Below are 23,481 nucleotides of genomic sequence, written 5' to 3'. Positions count from 1 at the left end.
TCAGTTGCAGGGCGCGGGACCGTTGGTCACGCCCTGGCAAAGTTCGTCCTTGGTGATCCAGCCGGCATCGACCACGACCGACAGGTTGTCCTTGGTGATCGGCACCGGCTTGAGGAACTTGGCGTTCACTTCGGCGCCGCCGGGCGTCTTGAACTTCACCGTGCCCGGGATGTCGGTCATCTTGGTGCCCTTGGCCAGCTCGACCGCGATCTCGCCGGCATTGCGGCCCAGGTCGCGGGCGTCCTTCCAGACGCTGACGGTCTGGGTGCCCAGCGCCACCCGGTTCAGCGCCGCATGGTCGCCGTCCTGGCCCGAGACCGGGATGCCCTGCATGCCCTGCGCGGTCAGCGCCGCGACGACGCCGCCGGCGGTGCCGTCATTCGAGGCCACGACGGCATCGACCTTGTTGTCCTGCGCGGTCAGGATCTGTTCCATGTTGCGCTGGGCGTTGGCCGGCAGCCAGCCGTCGGTATAGGCCTCGCCGACGATCTTGATGTCGCCCGCGTCGATCGCCTTTTGCAGGATCTCCTGCTGGCCGCCGCGCAGGAAGTCCGAGTTCGGATCGGTCGGCGAGCCCTTGATCATGACGTAGTTGCCCTTCGGCGCCTGGGCGTAGACCGCGCGGGCCTCCATCCGGCCGACCTCGACATTGTCGAAGGTCAGGTAGTAGGCGCGCGGGTCCTCGATCAGGCGGTCATAGGCGATGACCGGGATGCCCTCGTCGGCCGCGGCCTGCACCGCCGGCTCGATCGCCTTGGTGTCCTGGGCGAGAACGATAAGGACATCGGCGCCCTGGGCGATCAGGCTTTCGACGTCGGAAAGCTGCTTGGCCGAAGACGACTGCGCGTCGGTGGAAATGTAGTCGGCGCCGGCCTTGTCGAGCGCGGCCTTGATCGCCGACTCGTCGGTCTTCCAACGCTCTTCCTGGAAATTCGACCAGCTCACGCCGACGGTAAGCGCGTTGGCGATCACCGGAATCGTCAGGCCGACCGCGACCGTGGCGGCAGCCAGAATAGATTTACGCATTGTATCCTCCCAATGAATGCGGTCCTCACAGACCGGTGCGTCCGGATCACCGGCGCGTTATCAGGATGGCCAGAATAATTTTAGTTGTCAAAATAAAAATGCTGGTCAATTCTGAAACCGCCGCTAGAGGAGGCGGAATTTCTGCGGCATCGCAGAATTTTCGCCAGATACCACTACATGTAGCGCCATCTTTAGTTTGGAGATCGAATAAATGACAGCGACAGGGGACTCCCCGAACCGGAAAACCGGCCCTCGCCTTGGCTGCGGGCCGCTGATTCCGTCGCTGTCGGACAGCCAGCGGCCGCTGCGCCAGCAGATCTTCGAACGCATCCGCGCCGCCGGCCAGATCGCGCGGGTGCAGCTGTCCAAGGAGCTCGGCGTCAGCCCCGCCTCGGTCACGACCCTGACCTCGGAACTGATCGAGGCCGGCCTGATCGAGGAAGTCAGCGGCCCGCGCGAGGGCGACAGCCCCCGCGGCCGGCCCGCGGTGGCGCTGCAGGTACGGGCCACGGCGCGCTACGTCGTCGGCATCAAGCTGTCGGACCGCGAGCACACCGCCGCGATCGTCGATTTCGCCGGCACCCTGATCGCCGGCACCAGCCTGAGCCGCCGCCCGGGCGCGATGGATCTCGACACCCTGCTCGACGTCACCGAATCCCTGCTGAACCGGGTCTGCGCCGAGGCCGGGCTGAAACGCGCCGATCTCAGCGCCCTCGGCCTCGGCCTGCCGGGTTTCGTCGACAGCAGCGCCGGCGAGGTGCTGTGGTCCTCGGTGCTCAACAAGCGCAACGTGGCGCTGGCCGGCGCCGCCTCGGCCCGGCTCGGCCTGCCGGTGCATATCGACAACGACGCCAATCTCGTCACCCTGGCCGAGCTGTGGTTCGGCGTCGGCCGGCAATTGCCTGATTTCGCCGTCGTCACCATCGAGCACGGCGTCGGCATGGGCTTCGTCATCAACCACCGCATCTTCCGCGGCTCGCGCGGGCTGGGGATGGAGCTGGGCCATACCAAGGTGCAGCTCGACGGCGCGCTGTGCCGCTGCGGCCAGCGCGGCTGCCTCGAGGCCTATGTCGCCGACTACGCCCTGGCGCGCGAGGCGACGACGGCGCTGAACTGGACCCACAAGGACAGCCAGGCGATGACGGTGCTGCTGGAAAGCCTCTACGACCACGCCAAGGCCGGCAACGGTGCCGCGCGCTCGATCTTCCGCCGCGCCGGGCGTTACCTGGCGGTCGGGCTGGCCAATGTCGTCAACCTGTTCGATCCCGAACTGATCATCCTCTCGGGCGAGCGGATGCGCTATGATTACCTCTACGCTGCCGACACGCTGGCGGAAATGGAGGCGCTGATGCTGAACACCGGACGCCCCGCGCCCAAGATCGAGATCCACGCCTGGGGCGATCTGCTCTGGGCCCACGGCGCCGCGGCGCTGGCGCTGTCGGAGGTGACCGAGGCGCTGCTGGTCCCGGCGCGGGAGGTCGCCGCGCAATGAGACGGCTCGCCCTCCTTGCGCTGCTCGCCCCCGCCGCGCCGCTGCCGGCGCTGGCGCTGCAGCCCGGCGCCGCCCCCGCCAATCCCGCCTTCATCGACCGTGCCGCGGGCCTGCCGGTGCAACAGGTCTATGGCGGCGGCTGGGAGCATTTCGTCGGCGGCGGCGTCGCCGCGCTCGACTGTAATGCCGACGGCTATCCCGACCTCGTCGCCGCCGGCGGCGCCAATCCGACGCGGCTGTTCGTCAACACCACCGCCAAGCCGGGGGCGCCGATCAGCTTCCGCCTCGGCACTCTGCCGAAGCTGACCCATGTCACCGGCGCCTATCCGCTCGACATCGACGGCGACGGCCTGCTCGACCTCTTCGTCATGCGGGTCGGGGCGAACGTGGTGCTGAAGGGTGGGCCGGACTGCTCGTTCACCGACGCCAGCAAGGCCTGGCACCTGCCGCCCGGCGACGCCTGGACCACCGCCTTCTCGGCGACCTGGGAAAAAGGCGAGCACTGGCCGACGCTGGCCGTCGGCAACTATGTCGACCGCAAGGACCCGAACGGCCCCTTCGAGGCCTGCGATACCAACCAGCTGATCCGCCCCGAAGGCGACCGCTTCGGCCCGCCGATCACACTCAAGCCCGGCTTCTGCGCCCTGTCGATGCTGATCACCGACTGGAAGCGGACGGGCACGCGCGATCTGCGGGTCTCGAACGACCGCCACTACTATGTCCGCGGCGGCTACGAGCAGATGTGGCACCTGAAGCCCTTGCGCGAATACGGGCCCAAGGACGGCTGGAAGCATGTCTCGCTCTGGGGCATGGGCATCGCCAGCCGCGACGTCAACGGCGACGGCTTGCCCGACGTGATGATGACCTCGATGGGCGACCAGCTGCTGCAGTTCAACGATCACGGCGTACTGGTCAACGCGCCCTATTCGCTGGGCACCTATGCCCAGCGCCCGTTCCTGGGCGATGACGGGCGGCCGTCGACCGGCTGGCACGCCGAATTCGCCGACGTGAACAACGATGGCAGGGTCGACCTGTTCATCGCCAAGGGCAATGTCGACCAGATGCCCTCGAACGCGATGAAGGATCCGAACAACCTGCTGATCCAGCAAGCCGACGGCCATTTCACCGAAAAGGCGGATGTCGCCGGCGTCGCCAGCACGGCGCGGTCGCGCGGGGCGGCTTTGGTCGATCTCAATGGCGACGGCCGGCTCGACCTGGTGGTGATGAACCGCCGGGCGCCGATGGAGCTGTGGCAGAACGCGACGCCGAATACCGGCAACTGGGTCGAGTTCATGCCGCACGAAAATGGCGCCAACCGCTTCGCCATCGGCGCCTGGCTCGAATTGCGCGCCGGCGGGCAGGAGCAGCAGCAGGAGGTGACCGTCGGCGGCGGCCATGCCTCGGGCCACGCGACACCGATCCATTTCGGGCTGGGCGCGGCGAAGACGGCCGAGCTGCGGGTGGTCTGGCCCGACGGCAGCACATCCGACTGGACCGAGGTGCCGGTGAACGCCAAGCTGACGGTGCGGCCGGATGGCTCCGGGCTGGCTCTGGCGCCGCTGGAGTAGGCAGAACTCCCCTTTCGCCCGGCCCCGGCCGGGCGGCGCCCTTCTCGCAAAGCTCTACTGATCCACCGGCAACCCGCTGGGCACGCTGTCCGGCACGCCGAGCCGGCCCTTCAACGCCACCGGATCGCTCAGGCTGTCGAGGAAAGCAAGGATCGCGGTCACGTCGCCGTCCGACAGCTTCACCGGTGGCGCCTTGACCGCGGCGAGGATCGCCTGCCGCTCGGCCGGGTCGTCCATGATCGCCCAGTCGGGCTTGGCCGGTTTGAACTTCGGCAGGATCGCGGTGCGCTGGTAATGCGCCATCCCGGCCACCGGATCGGCATGGTAGCGGACGAATTCGGCCAGGTCGGTATGGGCGCCGGCATGGCCCCAGGGCCCGGTATGGGTGACGTTGCGCAGGCTGGGGGTGCGGAAGGCATAGGCGTCCTGAGGCCGGTTCGAGACCCGCATCCGGCCGATATCGCGCTGGCCCTGCTCGAACCGCGCCACCTTGCCCGGGCCCAGCTGCGGCTCGCCCATGGCGTGGAACTTGTTATCGGTCTGGAACGGCCCGGAATGGCAGGTGGAACAGCGCGCCCGGCCGTAGAACAGCCCCATACCGGTCTCCGCCTCCGCCGACAGCGTCCCCTTGCCGCGCAGGTAGGCATCGAATGGGCTCTCGTCCGAGCGCCATTCGAAGGCGATGAAGGCGGCGATGGCGTTCGAGATGTCGGTGAAGGCGATCGGCCGGCCGGCGGCGATCTGCGGATAGGCCTTGTCGAACATCGCGCGATAGGCCGGGATCGCCGCCACCCGTTTCGAGATCACGTCCCAGGCGCCGCCCGCCCCGGTGATCCGGCCCTCGCGCGCCATCTTCGAAACGTCGCTTTCCTGGTAATGGCCGGCCATCTCGTCCTGGGCCAGCACCGGGAACATGGTCTGGGCCGACAGCACGTTGGCAAAACCGGTCACCATCTCGTCCTCGAGCGGCGTGCGCAGGCCCGAGGGCCGCGACGGATCGGCTTCGATCCGGCCGTCGTCGAACAGCCGGGTGAAGGCATGGGCGCCGAGGTTGAAAAGTGGCGGCGCGTTGCGCGGGATGCGCTGCTCGGGCATGTCCTCGGGATCGGGGCGGCGGTCGAGGCCGAGCCCGATGCCCCCCTCGCCCAGCCCCAGCGACACCCCGTCGCCGGTGGCGAAGCGCGGGTTGTGGCAGGTCGAACAGGCGATGTTGCGGTTGCCCGACAGGATCGGGTCGTAGAACAGCAGCCGGCCGAGCCTGGCCTCGTCCATGTTCACCGGCGCGTATTCGGAATCGGTGATCGGCGACGGCAGCGCCTTGTCGGCCGCCGCAAGTCCCGCCGGAGTCGCCACGCCCAGAAGGGCGGCCATCAGCAATGCCCGTTTCATGATCTCCTCCCGCGCCCACTCAACCATGGCGCCGGCGCTGCGGAAAGCCCAAAGCGTGGGGGCGCCGCCCCCACACCCCCGGGATACTTGGATGAAGATGAAAGAGGCGGGAGAGATATCGGGGCTTTCTTCCGAGCCCAAATACCCCGCCGTTGGCGCCTGGCTTCCCTAAGGACGTCACACGCGGATATGAGCGCGGGCGGCGAATTTTCTCTCATCCCGTTGCCCGGCGACATTGCCGTCCCCGGGCGGCCATGCGACATTCACGGGAATTGGGCGGGACTATTTCGGTGGGCATTTCAGTGACCAGGGCATTGAGCGGCAGATTCGGTTTCCCGGGACGGCGCGGTGCGGCGGCACTGCTGCTGGCGGCCGGACTCGCCCAGCCCGCGGCGGCGCTCGACAGCCTCGATTTCGCCGCCCCCGGCGCCGATGCCGGCCTGACGAAAAGCCTGCGCGCCGCCTCGCTGCTGGTCACCTCCGAGGCCGAGGGCAAGACCGACCCGCAGGACCTGTTCGCCGCCGCCCGGGCCGATTACGCCCGGCTGCTGGGGGCGCTTTACGCGGCCGGCTACTATTCCGGCGTCATCCATATCCGCATCGACGGGCGCGAGGCGGCGGCGATCGCGCCGCTGGACGCGCCGCGCGCGATCCGCAAGATCAGCGTCTCGGTCGCCCCCGGCCCGGCCTTCACCTTCGGCCAGGCGCGGATCGCGCCGCTGGCGCCCGGAACCTCGCTGCCCGGCGAATTCGCCCCGGGCCAGCCGGCGCGCAGCGACGTGCTGCAGGCAGCGGTGTCGAGCGCGGTGAGCAGTTGGCGCGATGCGGGCCATGCCAAGGCCGCGCCGGGCCAGCGCCGGATCGTCGCCGACCACCCGGCGGCGAAGCTGAACGCCGATGTCGCCATCGCCCCCGGTCCGCGCGTCACCTTCGGCAATCTGATCATCACCGGCCGCTCGACGGTGCGGGAAAAGCGCATCCGCCAGATCGCCGGCTTCCCGACCGGCGAGACCTTCGATCCCAGGAAGGAAGAGAAGGTCGCCACCCGCCTGCGCCGCGCCGGCGCCTTCCGCTCGGTCGCGCTGACCGAGGCGGGCACACTGGGGCCGGGCGACAACATGGACGTCACCGCCGCGCTGGTCGACGCCAAGAAGCACCGCATCGGCGTGGGCGCCGAGATCGCCAGCCTCGACGGGCTGACCCTGTCGGGCTACTGGCTGCACCGCAACCTGTTCAACGACGCCCAGCGGCTGCGCTTCGACGGCAAGATCAGCGGCATCGGCGCGGCCGGCAATCCCGATTACAGCTTCTCGGTCCGGCTCGACCGGCCGGCGGTGGTCAATGCCGACAGCACGCTCTACGCCCTCGCCCTGGCCGAGCGGCTGGACGAGACCGACTATACCGAGACCCGGGCGGCGACCGAGGTCGGCCTGACCCGGCTCGTCAGCGACCGGCTGACCCTGTCGGCCGGGATCGGCTACCAGGCCTCGCGGGTCACCGATTCCACCGGCCTGACCCGCTATCGCGATGTCACCTTCCCGCTGGGCGCCACCTATGACAGCCGCGACGACAAGCTGGACGCGCGGCGCGGCACCTATCTCGACGCCGCCGTGATGCCCTTCGTCGGCTTCGGCGGCACCGGCACCGGGGCGCAGCTCAAGCTCGACGCCCGCGGCTACCGACCGCTCGGCAAGCGGCTGGTGCTGGCGGGGCGGCTGCAGTTGGGCAGCGTGCTGCGCTCGCCCATCGCCGACACGCCGCGCGACTACCTGTTCTATTCCGGCGGCGGCGGCACGGTGCGCGGCCAGCCCTACCAGTCGCTCGGCGTCTACGCGATCAGCCCGACCCAGCGCAGCGGCGGGCGCAGCTTCGTCGGCCTGTCGGGCGAGGTCCGGGCCAAGCTGACCGCCTCCTTCGGCGCCGTCGCCTTCTACGACGCGGGCTATGTCGGCGCCACCAGCCTGCCCGATGGCAGCGGCAGCTGGCAGGCCGGGGCCGGGCTGGGGCTGCGCTACTTCACCGGGATCGGGCCGATCCGGCTCGACGTCGCCGCGCCGGTCTCGGGCGGCACCGGCAAGGGCGTGCAAATCTATGTCGGGATCGGGCAGGCCTTCTGATGCGTATTCTGGTTCTTCTTCTCCTCTTCCTGCCGAGCCTCGCCTGGGGCCAGGACGGCGGCGGCTACCTGACCTCGCTGCTCGAGGACAACCTGTCGGGTGCCGGCCGGCAGGTGAAGATCGAGGGTTTCGTGGGCGCGCTGTCGTCGAAGGCGACGATGAAGCAGCTGACGATCGCCGACGACAAGGGCATCTGGCTGACGCTGAAAGGCGTGACGCTGGACTGGTCGCGCAGCGCCCTGCTGGGCGGCCGGGTCGAGGTCAACGAGCTCAGCGCGGCGGAGATCGACCTGCCGCGGCTGCCGCAATCCTCGGCCCCGGCCAGCACCGCCCCACCCTCGGCCGAGGCCAGCGGCTTCAGCCTGCCGGAACTGCCGGTCTCGATCTCGATCGGCAAGATCGAGGCGAAGAAGGTGGTGCTGGGCGCGCCGGTGCTGGGCCAGGCGGCGACGGTCGCGGTGCAGGGCAGCCTGAGCCTCGCCGGCGGCGAGGGGGCGACGGATATCTCGCTCAAGCGGATCGACGGCAAAGAGGGCGTGATCGCGCTCAAGGCCAGCTATGCCAACGCCTCGCGCCAGCTCGCGCTCGACCTCAACGTCAGCGAGGGCGCCGACGGCATCATGACCAACCTGATCGGCCTGCCCGGCGCGCCGGCGCTGGAGCTGACCGCCAAGGGCACCGGGCCGCTGGAGGATTACAGCGCCGATATCCGGCTGGCGACCGACGGCCAGGAGCGCCTGACCGGCACTGTCAAGCTGGCCAGTTCCACCGACGACGCGGGCACGACGCGGCACTTCTCGGCCGAAATCGGCGGCGATATCGCGCCGCTTTTCGCCCCCGATTACCGCGCCTTCTTCGGCCCGGACATCCAGTTGGCCGTCACCGGCGCGCAACTGCCCTCGGGCGTGACCGAGCTCAGCCAGATGCAGCTGACGGCCAGGCAGATCACGCTGGCCGGCAAGGTGACGCTGGCGCCCGACGGGCTGCCGCAATTCCTCGACATCTCCGGCCAGATGGCGGCGGCGGACGGCGCGCCGGTGCTGCTGCCGATCCCGGGCCAGCGCACCCGGGTCGGCCGCGCCGACCTGCTGCTGAAATACGATGCCGGCCAGGGCGACGGCTGGAGCGGGCGGCTGGCGCTGTCGGGGCTGGAGCGTCCCGGGCTGAAACTGGCGCAGGCGACGCTGACCGGCAGCGGCACCATCGCCCACCAGGGCACGACGCCCGGCGCGGTGGATGGCAGCCTGCGGGTGGCCGTCTCCGGCCTCGCGCCGGAAGATCAGGCGCTGGGCAAGGCGCTGGGTTCGGCGCTGCAGGCGGCGACCGGCTTTCGCTGGCAACAGGGCAAGCCGCTGCAGCTCTCCGACCTCCGGCTTACCGGCGCCGATTACGGGCTGACCGCCTCCGCTGACGTCAGCGGCATCGGTGCCGCGCTGTTCGTCGAGGGCAAGGCCAGCGCCCGCGCCGACGACCTGTCGCGCTTCGCCGCTCTCGCCGGGCGGCCGCTCGCCGGCAAGGCGACGGCGCAGATCGACGGCAAGTCGGCGCTGCTGGCCGGCAGTTTCGATGCCACCGCCCGGATCGACGGCACCGGCCTGCAGGCGGGCCAGCCCGAGCTCGACGCCCTGCTGCAAGGCCCCAGCCATATCGCGCTGTCGGCCAAGCGCGACACGACCGGCACCACCCTGCGCCAGCTGACGATCCGCGCCGCCAGCCTGTCGGCCGATGCCGAGGGCGTGCTCAAGACCGGCGCCAACGACCTGCGCGCCAGCCTCGCCTTCAGCGATCTCGGCCAACTCGGCAAGGGTTACGGCGGCAGCCTCAAGGCGCAGGCGCAATATGTCGAGGCGGACGGCACCGGCAGCCTGACGCTGGACGGCACCGGTACCGATCTGGCGCTGGGACAGGCCACCGCCGACCGGCTGCTGAAAGGCGAGACCAAGCTGTCTCTGAAGGCGCGGCGGACAAAGGGCGTGATCCATGTCGATCATATCGACCTCTTCAACCCGCAGCTTTCGGCGCAGGCCAAGGCCGTGGCCGGCGATGCCAGCCGGCGCGTCGACCTGAGCGCCAAGCTGAACGACCTCGCCCTCATTGCCCCCGGCCTGCCCGGGCCGGTGACGACCGAGGGCACGATCACCGATGACGGCAAGGGCTATGCCGTCGACCTCAATGCCAAGGGGCCGGGCGGGATCGACGCCACGGTCAAGGGCCGCGTCGCCGCCGATTTCGCCAGCGCCAAGCTGAGCGTCAGCGGCAGCGGCCGGGCCGAGGTCGCCAACAGCTTCATCGAACCGCGCGCGGTCAGCGGGCCGCTGCGCTTCGACCTGACGCTGGACGGGCCGCCGAAACTATCCTCGCTCTCGGGCCGGGTCACGCTGAACGGCGCCCGCTTCGTCGCGCCGCTGCTCGGCCTGACCGCCGATCCGATGGATGTCGCGGTGACGCTGTCGGGCGGATCGGCGAGCGTCTCGGGCAAGCTGACCATCGGTGGCGGCACCGTCACCCTGTCCGGCCCGATCGACCTGAGCCCGCCCTATGCCAGCAACCTTGCCGTCAGCCTCGCCCGCGTCGGGCTGAAGGACCCGGAGCTGTTCGCGACCACGGTCTCGGGCAGCATGAAGATCTCCGGGCCGCTGGCCGGCGGGGCGCAGATCGCCGGACGGCTGGGGCTGGGACCGACCGAGATCCGGGTGCCCTCGACCGGGATCGGCGGGTCGGCCGCGATGCCCGAGGGGCTGGTGCAGAAGGGCGCGAGCGCCGCCGTGCGCGCCACGCTCGCCCGCGCCGGCGTCGGCACGGCCGCCAGCCGCCCCGACAAGACGCCGCGCCGGCCCTTCGGCCTCAACATCACCGTCTCGGCGCCGTCGCAGGTCTTCGTCCGCGGCCGCGGCCTGGATGCCGAACTGGGCGGCCAGCTGTCGCTGACCGACACCACCGCCGACATCGTCCCGATCGGCGGTTTCGACCTGCGCCGCGGCCGGCTGGAAATCCTCGGCAAGCGGCTCGACCTGACCCAGGGCCAGCTGCGGCTCGAGGGGCGCTTCGTGCCCTACGTCCACCTCGAAGCGGCCAATACCAGCAACGGCGTCACCGCGATCGTCACCATCGACGGCGACGCCACCGACCCGCAGATCACCTTCTCCTCGACCCCGGAACTGCCGCAGGAGGAAGTGCTGGCCCAGCTGCTCTTCGGCCGCGACCTGTCGAAGATCTCGGCCTTCCAGGCGGCGCAGCTGGCCTCGGCGGTCGCCACACTGGCCGGCAAGGGCGGCGAGGGGATCGTGACCAAGCTGCGCAAGGGCTTCGGCCTCGACGATCTCGACATCGTCACCGACGCCACCGGCAACACCTCGGTCAAGGTCGGGAAATACCTGTCGAAGAACCTCTATACCGACGTCACCGTCGGCCAGGACGGCACCTCGGAGATCCATCTCAACCTCGACGTCAGCAAGTCGGTGACGCTGCGCGGCAAGGCGGGATCGGACGGCAATACCGGGGTCGGCGTGTTCTACGAGCGCGACTACTGATAGCGCGCGTGGGGCCGCTCGGCCTCGATCTCCTCGTTCAGCGCGGCCCCAAGAAGGATGACGTAGGCGCTGATATAGAACCACATCAACAGCGCGATCACGGCGCCGATCGAGCCGTAGATCCGGTTGTAGCTGCCGAAATTCGCGATGTAGTAGGAAAAGCCCAGCGAGGCGACGGCCCAGAGCACCACCGCCAGCGCCAGGCCCGGCGACAGCCAGGGCGTGCGGACGCCTTCGCGGTTGGGGCCGTAGCGGTAGACCAGCGCGATCCCCAGCAGCACCACCGCCAGCGCCATGATCCATTGCCCGGCCACCAGCGCCTGCGCGGCCCAGCCGCCCAGCGGAAAGAAGGCAAGGACGATGGGCAGCACGATCACCAGCGCCAGCGCAGTCAGCGCCACGCCGATCAGCACCAGCGTCAGCACCAGCGCCGCCACGATGTGCCAGAAGCCGCCGCGGTCGCGGGTGCCGTGGATCGTGTTCAGCCCCTGCATCAGCGCCGCCACGCCCGAGCGCGCCGACCACAGCGCGAACAGGGTCGAGAAGATCGAGGCCCAGCCCAGCGCGCTGTTATTGGCCGCGACCAGCGTCTCGACCTGGCCCTTGAGGATGGCGAAGGCGCTCGGCGGCAGGAAATCGGCCAGCAGCGCGGTCTGGCCCAGGATCACCGACGGGTCGTAGACATAGCCCCAGAGCGCGATGACGGCGGCGACGCCGGGGAAGATCGCCAGCATGGCGAAGAAGGCCACGCCGGCGGCGATCAGCCCCAGCTTGCTGTCGCCGACGATCCGCACCACGCCGATCACTGTCTGCAGCATCCGCCGTCCTCCGTCATCGGCCCCCGGTCTCCAACCGCCCCGGTATCGCGCCCTTCATGCGCTTGACCCGCAGCCCGGGGGAGCCTCCCGAGGCGCACCCTGGGGCGCACCCGCTGCAGGCTCACGGTGCGAGGTCCGTGAACGCGAAAACGCCCAGGCTGGGACTGATCCACTGCCGCGACGTCCGGAGCCTTCCGCGCGTGTCGAACCAGTAGTCGTTGGTGAACCCGACCGAGCCGCCGCGGCAGCGCGCGCTGACATGGTGCAGCCGATAGGGCCGCTCGGCAATCGTCAGCGTTTCATGGCCGTTGTCGGTCAGCCGGCAGGTCACCGGCACCGCGTAGCTCTGGTCGTTGCCGTCGAGGAAATAGTAGGTTGCCGCAACCGTGCCGCGGCCGCGGCGCAACGCCGCCAAGGACGGCGGCGCGGCCGACATCAGGTCCTCGCCCAGCCCCCGGGTCTGGACCAGCAACCCGTCGCCGAGGCTGACCGTGCGGTCGTCGCGCGAGACCCAGGTCACGACCGCGCCGTTGGTGCCCAGCCTGGTCAGATAGGCGCGCAGATGTTTCGCCCTCGATTCCGCCAGCAGCAGCGGCTCGCCGGCGGCGCGGATCTGCGCCCGGCTGAGATGGGTCGGCCCGACCTTGGCGCGCGCGCCGATCACGGCCTTGAGCGCGCCGGCCTGCTGTTGCCCGCCGAGATCCGAGCCGCAACCGGCAAGGCTCGCCGCCGCCAGCAGCGCCAGCGCCGCCCGCATCGCTTTCGCGGTCATCGCCATACCCGTCCCCAATCCTTGTCGAGCGCATAGCCATGGTATTCGCGCAGCGATTCATACAGCCGGCCGTCGATCTCGAGCCGGGCGCCGCCGTCGCGGGTGAGCGGGCGGATCACGCCCATCCTGCCGACCCGGGTCGGATGGCCGATGCCCCAGGCGATCGGAATCCGGATGCGGATGCCCTTGTCGAACGAGCCCTCGCCGAAATCGGCGGCCGAGACGTTGGTCAGCGTGGCGAAGGCGCCGACGCGCCAGCCATTGGCGAAGATGCGGTCGAGGGTGACGGTCGCGCCCCAGTCGCCGGCCAGGTAGCGGCCGGCATCGACCTGGCCGAAATAGCCGTTGCCGAACTGGTAATAGGCCGAGACATGGCCGGTCGCGACCTTGTAGCTCAGGAAACCCAGGCCGCCGCCGTAATCGCGCTGCCTGACGTAGTTGAGTTCGGTCCCCAGCGCGAAGCGGCTGTTGACGGGCTTCCACAGGATCTCGCCCGAAACCCCGCCATACATCCGCTCGAGATAGCCCATGGTGACCCGGCTGTAGAGATCGCGGCCCGGCCGGCCGTACCAGGCCAATGTCAGCCGCTCGAGATCCGGGTCGGCGTGCTTGTCGTAGAGGTAGCTGTCCGAACGGACATGCGGCAGCACCGAGTTCGACTTGCGGGTCGACTGATCGAGATTGCCGACCACCTTCTTGGTGAGCGAGCCCGACAGGAACAGGTTCGGCCGGATCGCGTAACGCGCCCGCAGCCGGCCCCCGAAATCGGCGCGCAACGGGTTGTCGGGATCGAAATAGCTGAACCGGCCATAGGGCCCGAGCCACCAGGTGAAGGCCGGCGCCAGCGCGGTTTCGCGGATCGCGCCATCGGGCACGCTGCCGCCGGCATCGCCCAGGCTGACCCGGCGGCGCAATCCGGCGGCCGCGTTCGGCGCGAATTCCAGCCGCTCGAGATCGCTGCGCCGCAATGTCACCTTCGACATCGGTATGCCGTTGACCACCGGCACGATCTCGAAGGTCTCGACCGAGGCTGGCATGACCCGGCTCAGCACCCGGGCGGCGCGGCCGATTGCCTGGGGCGCGGATTCGTAGCGCCTGTTGACCAGGCGCAACTGCGCCCGCGTGGCGGTGACCGACAGCGCCTCGATCTGCATGCCCTCGGCACGCAGCCGGCTGTCGAGCGCGTCGCCCAGCGCCGCGCCCGTGCCGGGCGTGGTGGTCCAGCTCGTGCTCCAGGCGCCGGGGGTCGCCGTCCGCGACGGCCGCAGCGCCACCGGCGCCGGGGCCGGGCCAAGAACGCCCTTGGTCGGACGGTCCCTGGGATTGAGGACGATGCTCAGGCGGGCCCCGATCTCGGAGCCGTAGAGGTAATAGGCGCCGAGCCGGTAGCTATTGTTCAGCCGATACTCCATCCCCAGATTCCACGGGCTGCGGCGCTTGAAGCTGTCATGGCTGCCGGCCTCGCGGTCGTAGTTGTCCGAGGAATATTCCAGCTTGAAGCCGAGCTGGTCCGTCGGGCGCCACTCGACGCCGGCGAAAGGGGCGACGGGACCGCGGAACAGATCGTTGAAATTGAACTTGCCGCCCTTGCCGACCTTCACCGCCGGTCGCGCGCCGAAAGGCGTGCCGAGACTGCCATGGCTGCCGTAGCGGCCCCAGCCCAGGCCCCCGGACAGCGTCAGCCGCGGCTGCATCCGCTTGCTCGCGACGAGATATTCGCCGGCGCTGATGCTGGTGCCGATGAAGTCCTGCACCCCCACCGTCACCGCCGGCCGGTAGCGGCCCTCCCTGAGCAGCAGGTAACGCAAATCGAACGATCGGTCGTAATAGGTCGGGAGGCCGCCGCCCGGGTTCCAGTTCGCGATCGAGGTATAGCGGAAGCTGCCCGACAGCCGCGGTGCGATCTGAAAGCTCATCGTGGTCCGGGTGATGCCGGCGAAATGCGAGACCGTCATGCCGAGCGTGCCGTCGGGCTGCTGCTCGGCCGAAGGCATGTCGATCAAGCCGCTCGCGCCATAGAGATTCAGGCTGGGGGCGCCGTCCAGCGCCTCCGAATGCACCGGCGCGGCCGCGGCGACAAGCGTCAGAAAAGAAGCCGTTCGCCATATCCGGCGGGCAGCGGAAAGCCTTGGGGTCACGCGGAAAACTCCCTGATTTCGGGTATCCTAGTTAGTCGCCGACTCGCGGGCAATCCTGCGTCGCGGCGAAGTCGCGGCTAGAGGCTTTTCTGCAAATCCGGCACGCCGCCGGGCTGGTAGCCGTCGACCCAGCGCCGCAGCATCGCGAGCCCGGCCTCGCTGTCGCCGCTGGCCAGCGCCGCCCGCAGCGCCCGCAACGCGCCGGCGACCTCGAGCTCGGACAGGCTGCTTTCCTCGGCGCGCAGGATCTTGGGATGCGGCGTGGTCAGCAGCCCCTCGCCGATCAGCAGCTCCTCGGTCAGCTTCTCGCCCGGCCGCAACCCGGTGGTGACGATCTCGATATCGCCGTCGGGATTGTCCGCGTCGCGCACGGTATAGCCCTGATCCTCGATCATCTGCCGCGCCAGTTCGCGGATCTTCACCGGCTCTCCCATGTCGAGCACGAAGACGTCGCCGCCGCGGCTTTCGTCGTTGCCGCGGGCGAAGGACCCGGCCAGCAGCACCAGCCGCGCGGCTTCGCCGATGGTCATGAAATAGCGCGAGACGTCCTCGTGCGTCAGCGTTACCGGGCCGCCCTTGGCGATCTGCTCGTGGAACAGCGGCACGACCGAGCCGGACGAGCCCAGCACGTTGCCGAAACGGACCATCGAGAACACCGTGTCCTTCGAACGCTTGGCGAGATCCTGCACCACCATCTCGGCCAGCCGCTTCGAGGCGCCCATGACATTCGCCGGCCGCACCGCCTTGTCGGTCGAGATCAGGATGAAGCTCTTCACCCCCGCCTCTCCGGCGACATCGGCCAGGGTGCGGGTGCCCAGCACGTTGTTGGCCAATCCCGCCAGCGGGTTGGCCTCGACCAGCGGCACATGCTTGTAGGCCGCGGCATGGAGGACGACGTCGATCTCCTGCTCGGTCATCACCATCCGCGTCACCCGCGCGTCGGTGACCGAGCCCAGGACCGGCACGATCTCGGTGTCGGTCAGATCGGCGGCGGTGCGCAGATCGCGATCGATATTGTAGAGCGCCAGTTCGCTGACATCGAACAGCACCAGCCGCGCCGGCTGGTAGGTCAGCAGCTGGCGGCACAGCTCGGACCCGATCGAGCCGCCGGCCCCGGTGACCAGGATGTTGCGCCCGGTATAGGCGCCGGCCCCCGCCGGCAGCTCGGCATCCAGCTTCTGGCGACCGAGGAAACGCCCCGGGCGCACCGGCGCCAGCTGGTCGACCAGTTCCTCGACCCCGACCAGCTGGGCGAAGGACGGCAGGGTGAGCACGTCGAGCCCCATGCTTTGCAGGCGACGGGCGATCTGCGCCTGCTTGGGCGTCGAGGCCGAGGGCATCGCCAGCAGCACCCGGTTGATCGCGCGGGTATGCACCACCTCGCCGATCTGGCCGGCGGGATAGACCGGCAGCCCGGCGATGGTCATCTGGTGCAGGCCGGGATTGTCGTCGACGAAGGCGACCGGGTCGATCGTCTCGTGGGTCCGCAGGGCGGTGGCCAGCTGCATGCCGGTGGTGCCGGCGCCGTAGATCAGAACCCGGACCCGCGGCCGGCCGCGGCGATAGATCCAGAGCACGAAATGCAGCATCAGGAAACGGGTGGCGACCGACATCAGGAACAGGATGATGCCGAACAGGACGGTGGCCGCGCCCGGCAGGGTACTGTCCGACAGCGTCGCCAGCACACCGTAGAACCCGGCGACGACGGCCGAGAACAGCGCCGTCTTCAGGATGGCGCGGGATTCATAGGCCTTGAGCTTGATCCGGTGCAACCCCAGCGCGACCGAGGTCAGCACCGCCGCGCCGCCGATCGCCGGCAGCAGGGTCAGCGTCTGCTCGATGACGACAGTGGGCAGCAGCGTGTTGTAGAGAAGTCCGAAGGTCACCATCAGGGCCAGCGGCGCGGTGAGCAGGTCGACCCCGAGCAGGATCAGGCGTTTGTGCGATCGGCTCGTCCTGGTCACGAACTCGAATAATGCGTCGTGTATTTGCGTCAGATTCGGCAACCTGAAATCCATATCTCAAACTGTTCGTCACTTCCCTCCGCTGCCGATGACAAACGGACGAATCGCATATACTTTCACTACGAACAGCAAATAATATTGAAGCGGTAGCTTATTCGTTGCCCTGCAGCAAGCATTTGAGGCAATCGCACAACTCTTGAGCGGGTTTTCGCACGCCGCCGCACGACGGGGCGGTGCCGATACGGTTCAGCGCCGGCGCAGCATCCGGCCGGCGGTCCGGCCCATCAATGCGATATCGAAACACAGGTTTTGATTGCGGGCGTAGATCAGGTCGAGCCGGGCCTTGCGCGGGATGCAACGCCGGCAATAGACCGCATCGGTCTCGGCTGGCGAGCGGCAGGCGGCGAGCAGGCGCTCCTCATGGCCGTGAAAAATCAGGCTGGCGGTGCCGGTGATGCCGGGGCGGTTCTGCAGCACCTCGGCATAGATGTCGGGGAAACGCTCGACATATTCGCGCAGCGGCGGACGCGGACCGACGAAGCTCATGTCGCCCTTGAGCACGTTCCACAGCTGCGGGATCTCGTCGAGGCGATAGCGCCGCAGCAGCCGGCCGACCCGCGTCACCCGCGCCGCCTTGTCGCCGCCCGACACGCCACGCTCGCCCGCGGCCGTGGTCATGGTGCGCAGCTTCCACAGCTTGAAGCCGCGGCCGGGCGTTTTCATCCGCTCGGCGACATAGAAGATCGGTCGCCCCTCGACGACCAGCAACACGAGCAGCAGCAGCGCGAAGGGCAGGGCCAGAAGGGCGGACAGGAACAGCGCCGCGAGGATATCGAACAGTCGTTTGGAAAAGGTCACGCATTCCTCCCGCCGATGCGGCGCCACTGGGCCACCATCTCTTCCGGGTCGCTGTCCCCCTCGGCCACCGGCAGCAGCGCCTGCAGCCGGGCGGTGTCGAGCACGACCCGCGGCACCGCGCCCGCGGGCGCCGGGCGCAGGGTGACGCCCAAGCCGGCGGCCCGAGCCAGATCGGCCAGCGCCACCGGGTGCGGCGCGGCGATGTTGAGCCGTTCGGGCAGCGTCGCCCCGGCCGCTGCCTGCCGGGCCAGCCCCGCCAGTAGCCGGGCCAGTGTCTCGGGGCCGATGTAAGAGCGCAGCGGGCCGCCCGGCCGGCCGGGGAAATCGTCGAGCACCAGCGCGTCGCGCGCCGGGGCCAGCAGCGCATCGGCCCCGGCGACGTTGCCGATCCGCAGCATCGTCAACCCCGGTGCGCCCGGCCCGGCCGCGCGGCGCCAGTCCAGCGCCGCCTGCTCCATCTCGAACTTGGCCCGGCCGTAGTCGTTCGCCGGCGCCACCGGGTCCTCTTCGCTGGCGGCACCCTTCGGCGTCGGCCCGTAGACCGCGCCACTGGAACTGAGAAAGACATGCGCTGCGCCCTGTTTCGCCGCCATCCGGCAGACCGCCAGCGCCAGCGCGGTATTGTCGGCGAGCCGCGCGCCCGGCCCTGGCACCACCCCGGCGAGATGCAGCACCACGCGCGGCGCCGGGGCGGCCTCCGGCCAGGGTGCGTCCAGGATGTCCCAGCGAAGCCCGGCCTCCGTCCCGCGCCCCTGCCACAGCGGCCGCAGCCCCGGCGGCGGCTGCCGGCTCCAGGCGGCGCGCAGCATCCGGCCCAGCCGGCCGCTGCCGCCGGTGACCAGCACCCTGATTTCCGCTGCCGCCCGGCCCGTCATGCCCGTGTGTTCCCCGCCGCTTGCCAGCCGAGTATCGTGCCGCTCGCGGCCAAGTCCAGCCGTTTCCAGCCGCCGTGCACTATGGCTTGCCGGACCTGACGAGTTTGCCTAACGATTGGGGACACAGCCTTGGGAACATTAATTGCCGTCATGAACATTCTCTTTGTCCATCAGAACTTTCCCGGCCAATACCGGCAGATCGTCGAATGGCTGGTCGCCCAGAACCAGCACCGCATCGTCTTCCTGACCCAGCGCCGCGACACGCCGCAGATGCAGGGGCTGACCATCGTCCGCTACGCCACGCATCACAAGGCGGACAAGGAAAGCTACGCCCTGTCACGCTACTACGAGGACTGCGTCGGCGCCGGCTATGGCGCGGCGGTGGCCTGCCGGAAGCTCAAGGAGCAGGGCTTTACCCCCGATGTCATCCTCGGCCATGTCGGCTGGGGCGAGCTGACCTTCGTCAAGCAGGTCTGGCCGCAGGCGCCGGTGCTTGGCTACTGGGAATACTACTTCCTCGCCGAGGGCGGCTCGGTCGGGTTCGATCCGGAATACCCGGCCTCGCCCGACTCGCCCTACATCATGCATTCCCGCAACGCGATCAACTACCTCAACCTCTCGACCGTCGATCTCGGCCAGAGCCCGACGCAATGGCAAATGAATACCTACCCGCCCGAATTCGGCGCCAAGAGCTATGTCTGCCATGACGGCGTCCGCACCGATCGGCTGCTGCCCAATCCCGGGGCCAGCGTGAAGCTGGGCCGGGTCGAACGGCCGGTGACGCGGGATGACGAGATCTTCACCTACATGGCGCGCAACATGGAGCCGACCCGCGGCTTCCACACCTTCATGCGCGCCCTGCCCCATATCCTCGAGGCCCGGCCCAACGCCCGCGCCCTGGTCATCGGCGGCAACGAGGTCTCCTATGGCAAGGGCAGCGACGCCGAGGGCGGTTATCGCGCCGAGATGGAGCGCGAGGTCGGCGACCGGGTCGACTGGGACCGGGTGCATTTCTTCGGTCGCGTGCCCTTTGAAGGCTACCAGCAGGTGATCCAGCTCAGCCGCTGCCACATCTACCTGACGGTGCCCTTCGTGCTGTCCTGGTCGCTGCTCGAGTCGATGTCGATGCAGGCGACCATCGTGGCCTCCGACGTGGCCCCGGTGCGCGAAGTGATCCGCCATGGCGAGAACGGCCTGCTGGTCGATTTCTTCCAGCCCGAGGCGCTGGCGAAACAGGTCTCCGAGGTGCTGGCCCGGCCCGACGATTTCGCCCATCTCGGGGTGCAGGCGCGGGCCGACGTGGTCGAGAAATACGATTTCCTGACCGCGACGCTGAAGGTCCATATCGAGAAGATCAACAGCCTGCTGCCCCGGGCCAAGCAGATCGCGCCGCCCGCCTGAGGCTGAGGCGCGGCGCGAGCGCGCCACGGCGCTCAGTTGTTGGACAGCACCTGCGACCGGCGGCCGAGGCCGAGGATCGTGCCGAGGATGCCCGAGATCGTGTCGATCGTGGTCAGCGGGCTTTCCGAGACATAGACGACGTCGTCGGGATGGATCTGGAACCGGTGCGCCGCGAACAGCCCGTCGGCGCTGGTCAGGTCGATGATGAAGATCGCCTGGGCCTGGCTCGGGCCGCTGTCCGTCTTCGACACCGCCTTCTGGTCGTATTGGCGCAGGACCAGGATCCCCTTGGGATCGGCGCGGAAATCGTTGATGCCGCCGATCTCGGCCACCGCGTCCAGCGCGCTGACGTCATCCTTGGGGAACTGCACCAGCTGCTCGCGCCGCGCCGCGCCGATGGCGATGAAGTTGCGCGGATCGGGCTCGACGATCACCTTGTCGCCGCCGCGCAGCACCGTGTCGAAGGACGGGTTGGCGTAGAGCTTGGACACCGTGGTGACGTAGATCCGGCCGCCGCGGCTCAGCCGGACGATCGGGTTGCGCAGCCCGGACTGGACGCCGCCGGCCTGCGAGATCAGCGACAGCAGGGTCACGCCGCGTTCGAACAGCGGATAGCTGCCGGGCTTGCCGACGCCACCGACCAGCTCGACCGAGTTGTGCCGCCCCGGCTCGACCGTCAGCTGGACCTGGGCCGAGGGCGTGATGGCGATCATCTTCTCCTGGATCAGCTTGCGCGCCTCTTCCACGGTCTTCCCGGCAACGGTGATGTGCTTGATGTAGGGCACGAAGACGCCGCCGCGCTCATCGACCACAAGGTCGCTCAGCGTCACCGCCTTCTGCTCGGGCGACATCAGCAGCGAATTGGATTCGCTGTCCCAGATCACCACATGCAGCCTGTCGCCGATGGCGATCACCGGCGCGCGCTGGGCGCCGCCATGGCTCAGCCAGCCGCCGCGCGGCCCGCTGCCGGTCATCGGCCATTTCGCCACCACCGGCACCAGGCCGCGCGTGACATGGTAGACGGCAAAGCCTTCAAGCTGATCCGTGCGGGCGTTCTTGACGATCTCGGATTCGCGCGCCGCCCCGCGCGGCAGGCTGCAGGCGGACACGGCCAGACCGGCCCCCAGCATCATCACTTGGCGACGTTTGAATTCCGGCATCCTGTCCCCCAAGGCTCCGTCGCCCGACAACCGGGGCGCGAAGGCATTAGCCTTTTTTCGAAACCCGACCATACCCGGGCCGGCGCTTGGGTCAACCGCGTTGCCCGTCAGTGTCTTACCCGCTCTGCTGCCTGTGTCACCATGCCGGGGTGTCAGCCGCCGCCGCCTGCGCTATGGCTGGAGCAGAGCCAACGCGAAACGGGTCCGACCATGGACGAGCTTATCCCCGCCTGGGTGAACGGCACGCTGACCCCGGCCAACAAGATGGAGGTCCATCTTGCCGGCTATCGACACAAGGCCGTGTCGACCTTCGTGCTGGACGGAGAGAACGTGCTGATCCAGCGCCGCGCGCTGAACAAGTACCACACGCCGGGACTGTGGGCGAATACCTGCTGCACCCATCCGATGTGGGACGAAGATCCGGTCGATTGCGCGATCCGCCGGCTGCGCGAGGAACTGGGGATCACCGGGCTCTACCCCAACCATCGCGACCGGGTCGAATACCGCGCCGATGTCGGCAACGGCATGGTCGAGCACGAGGTCGTCGACATCTACATCGCCTATGCCACGCCCGGCATGGTGATCACGCCCAATCCCGAAGAAGTGATCGACGTGCGCTGGGTCGGCCTCTACGATCTTGCCGCCGAGGTCGCCCGGCACCCCGAGCGGTTCACCCCCTGGCTGCGGCTCTACATGGGCGAGCACAAGGACCGGATCTTCGGCACCCTGCTGCGCCGCTGAGACCATTGCGCCGAGCGGGAACGGCACGCCTTTCCGACACCTGCCCCAGCCTGATCGCCGTTTTGCTGCCCGGCACAACGCAAGCAGGGCGAGCGCCTGCCCGTGGGGTGGCGCTCGCTACAGCCGAACGCCGAGCTTTATGGCAGCCACGTCCCTCTGCAATATGGGCGCTGCACGCGGGCGCCAAAGCGCCAGTCCGCCGGGACGGGCAGGCGCTTGCCCTGCGCGGTTCCCGCGCGCACCGGGCGGAGGGAAGAGTTGGCACGATGGTCCGCTGGCACCCGGCCACGACCATGCTAGATCCTGCACCCATGCCCGCCGGCCCCGGGTCCCGGGTCGACCGCAACGGAAAGGACAGCGCATGGCAGACCTTCTGGCAGAGCCCGCCCGCAGCGAAGCCCTGGCCGAGCTGGCCGAACTCGGCTGGCGGCCGGCAGACGATCGCGACGCCATCGGCAAGACCTATCGCTTCGCCAACTTCATCGACGCCTTCGGCTGGATGACACGGGTTGCCATCTGGGCGGAGAAGTGGAACCACCATCCCGAATGGCGCAATGTCTACAAGACGGTCGAGGTCGTGCTGACCACCCATGACGCGGGCGGGCTGACCGATCTCGACGTGAAACTGGCAACCAAGATGGAGCAGCTTGCCGGATGCTGAACACGATCCTGAATACCCCGCTGGTGCAGGGCAAGTCGCTGGCCGATGCGGTGACGATCCCCTTCCTCGCCTCGGTCGCCGGCAGCGTGCTGGCCGCGATCGCGATCCTGCTGATCGGCTTCCTGCTGGGCCGCTGGGCCGATCGCCGCATCAGCCGGCTAGGAGAGATGCACGAGCGGCTCGACGCCACCCTGTTCAGCTTCCTCGGCAATATCAGCCGCTACACGATCCTGACCTTCACGGTCCTGTTCGTGCTCAACACCTTCGGCATCCAGACGACCTCGATCCTCGCCGTGCTCGGCGCCGCCGGCCTGGCCATCGGCCTGGCCCTGCAGGGCACGCTGTCGAACGTCGCCGCCGGGGTGATGATCATCCTGTTCCGGCCGTTCAAGCTGGGCGATTTCGTCGATGTCGGCGGCACGATGGGCACCGTCAAGGGGATCACCCTGAACTTCATCGAGCTGGCGACGGCGGACAACCTGCAGATCATCGTCCCCAACGCCAGCGTCTGGGGCAACACGATCACCAATTACTCGGTCAACCCGACCCGGCGCGCCGAATGGAGCTTCGGGGTCAGCTATGCCAGCGACCTCGCCCTGGCCGAGAAGGTGATCCGCGAGACGCTGGCGGCAGACCCGCGCAGCCTGTCCGAGCCGGAGCCGTTCGTGCAGGTGGCGAACCTGGGCGACAGCTCGGTCGATTTCCTGGTGCGCAACTGGGTCAGCAGCGGCGATTTCTTCGCCTACAAGGCCGACATGACCCGCAAGGTGAAGGAAGCCTTCGACGCCCACGGCATCGACATCCCGTTCCCGACCCGGACGATGGTGACCGTGCCGGCGGAAACGGAAGAGCGCGCGGGCTGAGGGGCGAGTGATCGGCAACTGTGCGGGCTGATCGGCCGCGAGCCCATTTTGCAAGCGCGGCGGAAGCTGGGCATGCTTCGTCGCCGGTGTGAAGCACCCCTCTTTTGA

Annotated in this window: 17 protein-coding genes; 8 read left to right on the top strand and 9 right to left on the bottom strand. The window is 68.8% G+C overall.

Annotation, left to right across the window (positions count from 1 at the left end; translation table 11 throughout):
• Positions 1–1,026: a D-xylose ABC transporter substrate-binding protein gene (xylF, locus tag ACFOES_RS02750; protein WP_377831631.1), complete on the bottom strand. Its 1,026-nt coding sequence runs from the start codon at positions 1,024–1,026 to the stop codon at positions 1–3.
• Positions 1,027–1,237: 211 nt separating this feature from the next.
• Here xylF and ACFOES_RS02745 point away from each other — a divergent pair, with 211 nt between their 5' ends.
• Together ACFOES_RS02745 and ACFOES_RS02740 are read left to right on the top strand one after the other, a co-directional pair.
• Complete coding sequence (locus tag ACFOES_RS02745; RefSeq protein ID WP_377831630.1) at positions 1,238–2,518, top strand: ROK family transcriptional regulator; 1,281 nt, start codon at positions 1,238–1,240, stop codon at positions 2,516–2,518.
• Positions 2,515–4,086 carry a CRTAC1 family protein gene (locus tag ACFOES_RS02740; protein WP_377831629.1) on the top strand — a complete coding sequence of 524 codons (1,572 nt, stop codon included), beginning with the start codon at positions 2,515–2,517 and terminating at the stop codon, positions 4,084–4,086. Before ACFOES_RS02745 ends, ACFOES_RS02740 begins: the two co-directional genes overlap by 4 nt.
• Before the next feature lie 54 nt (positions 4,087–4,140).
• On the opposite strand, the gene ACFOES_RS02735 is transcribed toward ACFOES_RS02740, so the two are convergent.
• The gene (locus ACFOES_RS02735; RefSeq protein ID WP_377831628.1) at positions 4,141–5,475 is read right to left on the bottom strand and encodes a cytochrome-c peroxidase; all 1,335 of its coding nucleotides are present in this window, start codon (positions 5,473–5,475) and stop codon (positions 4,141–4,143) included.
• Between the two features lie 314 nt (positions 5,476–5,789).
• On the opposite strand from ACFOES_RS02735, the gene ACFOES_RS02730 reads away from it, so the two are divergent.
• On the top strand, positions 5,790–7,592 hold the full coding sequence (locus tag ACFOES_RS02730; RefSeq protein WP_377831627.1) for an autotransporter assembly complex protein TamA: 1,803 nt from the start codon (positions 5,790–5,792) through the stop codon (positions 7,590–7,592).
• Entirely contained in the window at positions 7,592–11,122 is a 3,531-nt protein-coding gene (locus tag ACFOES_RS02725) for a translocation/assembly module TamB domain-containing protein (protein ID WP_377831626.1), read from the top strand. The genes ACFOES_RS02730 and ACFOES_RS02725 overlap by 1 nt, the downstream gene beginning before the upstream one ends.
• Here the strand turns inward: ACFOES_RS02725 and ACFOES_RS02720 are convergent.
• The 6 genes from ACFOES_RS02720 to ACFOES_RS02695 form a co-directional block, all read right to left on the bottom strand.
• Entirely contained in the window at positions 11,116–11,940 is an 825-nt protein-coding gene (locus ACFOES_RS02720) for a YihY/virulence factor BrkB family protein (protein ID WP_377831625.1), read from the bottom strand. The genes ACFOES_RS02725 and ACFOES_RS02720 overlap by 7 nt on opposite strands.
• Before the next feature lie 121 nt (positions 11,941–12,061).
• Positions 12,062–12,712 carry a YjbF family lipoprotein gene (locus tag ACFOES_RS02715; RefSeq protein ID WP_377831624.1) on the bottom strand — a complete coding sequence of 217 codons (651 nt, stop codon included), beginning with the start codon at positions 12,710–12,712 and terminating at the stop codon, positions 12,062–12,064.
• Positions 12,709–14,772: a YjbH domain-containing protein gene (locus tag ACFOES_RS02710; protein ID WP_377831623.1), complete on the bottom strand. Its 2,064-nt coding sequence runs from the start codon at positions 14,770–14,772 to the stop codon at positions 12,709–12,711. The genes ACFOES_RS02715 and ACFOES_RS02710 overlap by 4 nt, the downstream gene beginning before the upstream one ends.
• Positions 14,773–14,927: 155 nt before the next feature.
• On the bottom strand, positions 14,928–16,838 hold the full coding sequence (locus ACFOES_RS02705; RefSeq protein WP_377831692.1) for a polysaccharide biosynthesis protein: 1,911 nt from the start codon (positions 16,836–16,838) through the stop codon (positions 14,928–14,930).
• Positions 16,839–17,060: 222 nt separating this feature from the next.
• The gene (locus ACFOES_RS02700; RefSeq protein ID WP_377831622.1) at positions 17,061–17,672 is read right to left on the bottom strand and encodes a sugar transferase; all 612 of its coding nucleotides are present in this window, start codon (positions 17,670–17,672) and stop codon (positions 17,061–17,063) included.
• Entirely contained in the window at positions 17,669–18,547 is an 879-nt protein-coding gene (locus ACFOES_RS02695) for an NAD-dependent epimerase/dehydratase family protein (protein WP_377831621.1), read from the bottom strand. The genes ACFOES_RS02700 and ACFOES_RS02695 overlap by 4 nt, the downstream gene beginning before the upstream one ends.
• A 150-nt stretch (positions 18,548–18,697) precedes the next feature.
• Between ACFOES_RS02695 and ACFOES_RS02690 the strand changes: the two genes are divergently transcribed.
• Positions 18,698–19,948, top strand: a complete 1,251-nt coding sequence (locus tag ACFOES_RS02690; RefSeq protein ID WP_377831620.1) for a glycosyltransferase — start codon at positions 18,698–18,700, stop codon at positions 19,946–19,948.
• Between the two features lie 32 nt (positions 19,949–19,980).
• Here ACFOES_RS02690 and ACFOES_RS02685 read toward each other — a convergent pair whose 3' ends face one another.
• A complete protein-coding gene (locus ACFOES_RS02685; protein ID WP_377831619.1) occupies positions 19,981–21,108 on the bottom strand; it encodes a polysaccharide biosynthesis/export family protein in 1,128 nt (375 codons plus the stop codon).
• 210 nt (positions 21,109–21,318) lie between these two features.
• Between ACFOES_RS02685 and idi the strand changes: the two genes are divergently transcribed.
• From idi to ACFOES_RS02670, 3 genes are all read left to right on the top strand, one after another.
• A complete protein-coding gene (gene idi / locus ACFOES_RS02680) occupies positions 21,319–21,849 on the top strand; it encodes an isopentenyl-diphosphate Delta-isomerase (RefSeq protein WP_377831618.1) in 531 nt (176 codons plus the stop codon).
• 361 nt (positions 21,850–22,210) lie between these two features.
• Positions 22,211–22,510, top strand: coding sequence for a 4a-hydroxytetrahydrobiopterin dehydratase (locus tag ACFOES_RS02675; RefSeq protein WP_377831617.1), 300 nt, complete (start codon positions 22,211–22,213; stop codon positions 22,508–22,510).
• The gene (locus ACFOES_RS02670) at positions 22,504–23,373 is read left to right on the top strand and encodes a mechanosensitive ion channel family protein (protein ID WP_377831616.1); all 870 of its coding nucleotides are present in this window, start codon (positions 22,504–22,506) and stop codon (positions 23,371–23,373) included. Before ACFOES_RS02675 ends, ACFOES_RS02670 begins: the two co-directional genes overlap by 7 nt.
• Positions 23,374–23,481 lie beyond the last annotated feature (108 nt).

The sequence above is a fragment of the Acidimangrovimonas pyrenivorans genome (assembly GCF_042643245.1).
Classification (GTDB): domain Bacteria; phylum Pseudomonadota; class Alphaproteobacteria; order Rhodobacterales; family Rhodobacteraceae; genus Acidimangrovimonas; species Acidimangrovimonas pyrenivorans.
The sequence above is the reverse complement of the archived record's forward strand: the minus strand, read 5'-3'. Positions and strand labels throughout refer to the sequence as shown.

Bases quoted from the DNA above. Each gene is read 5' to 3' on its own strand.
- xylF (WP_377831631.1), bottom strand. From the start codon at position 1,026: ATGCGTAAATCTATTCTGGCTGCCGCCACGGTCGCGGTCGGCCTGACG.
- ACFOES_RS02745 (WP_377831630.1), top strand. From the start codon at position 1,238: ATGACAGCGACAGGGGACTCCCCGAACCGGAAAACCGGCCCTCGCCTT.
- ACFOES_RS02740 (WP_377831629.1), top strand. From the start codon at position 2,515: ATGAGACGGCTCGCCCTCCTTGCGCTGCTCGCCCCCGCCGCGCCGCTG.
- ACFOES_RS02735 (WP_377831628.1), bottom strand. From the start codon at position 5,475: ATGAAACGGGCATTGCTGATGGCCGCCCTTCTGGGCGTGGCGACTCCG.
- ACFOES_RS02725 (WP_377831626.1), top strand. From the start codon at position 7,592: ATGCGTATTCTGGTTCTTCTTCTCCTCTTCCTGCCGAGCCTCGCCTGG.
- ACFOES_RS02720 (WP_377831625.1), bottom strand. From the start codon at position 11,940: ATGCTGCAGACAGTGATCGGCGTGGTGCGGATCGTCGGCGACAGCAAG.
- ACFOES_RS02715 (WP_377831624.1), bottom strand. From the start codon at position 12,712: ATGACCGCGAAAGCGATGCGGGCGGCGCTGGCGCTGCTGGCGGCGGCG.
- ACFOES_RS02695 (WP_377831621.1), bottom strand. From the start codon at position 18,547: ATGACGGGCCGGGCGGCAGCGGAAATCAGGGTGCTGGTCACCGGCGGC.
- ACFOES_RS02690 (WP_377831620.1), top strand. From the start codon at position 18,698: ATGAACATTCTCTTTGTCCATCAGAACTTTCCCGGCCAATACCGGCAG.
- ACFOES_RS02685 (WP_377831619.1), bottom strand. From the start codon at position 21,108: ATGCCGGAATTCAAACGTCGCCAAGTGATGATGCTGGGGGCCGGTCTG.
- idi (WP_377831618.1), top strand. From the start codon at position 21,319: ATGGACGAGCTTATCCCCGCCTGGGTGAACGGCACGCTGACCCCGGCC.
- ACFOES_RS02675 (WP_377831617.1), top strand. From the start codon at position 22,211: ATGGCAGACCTTCTGGCAGAGCCCGCCCGCAGCGAAGCCCTGGCCGAG.
- ACFOES_RS02670 (WP_377831616.1), top strand. From the start codon at position 22,504: ATGCTGAACACGATCCTGAATACCCCGCTGGTGCAGGGCAAGTCGCTG.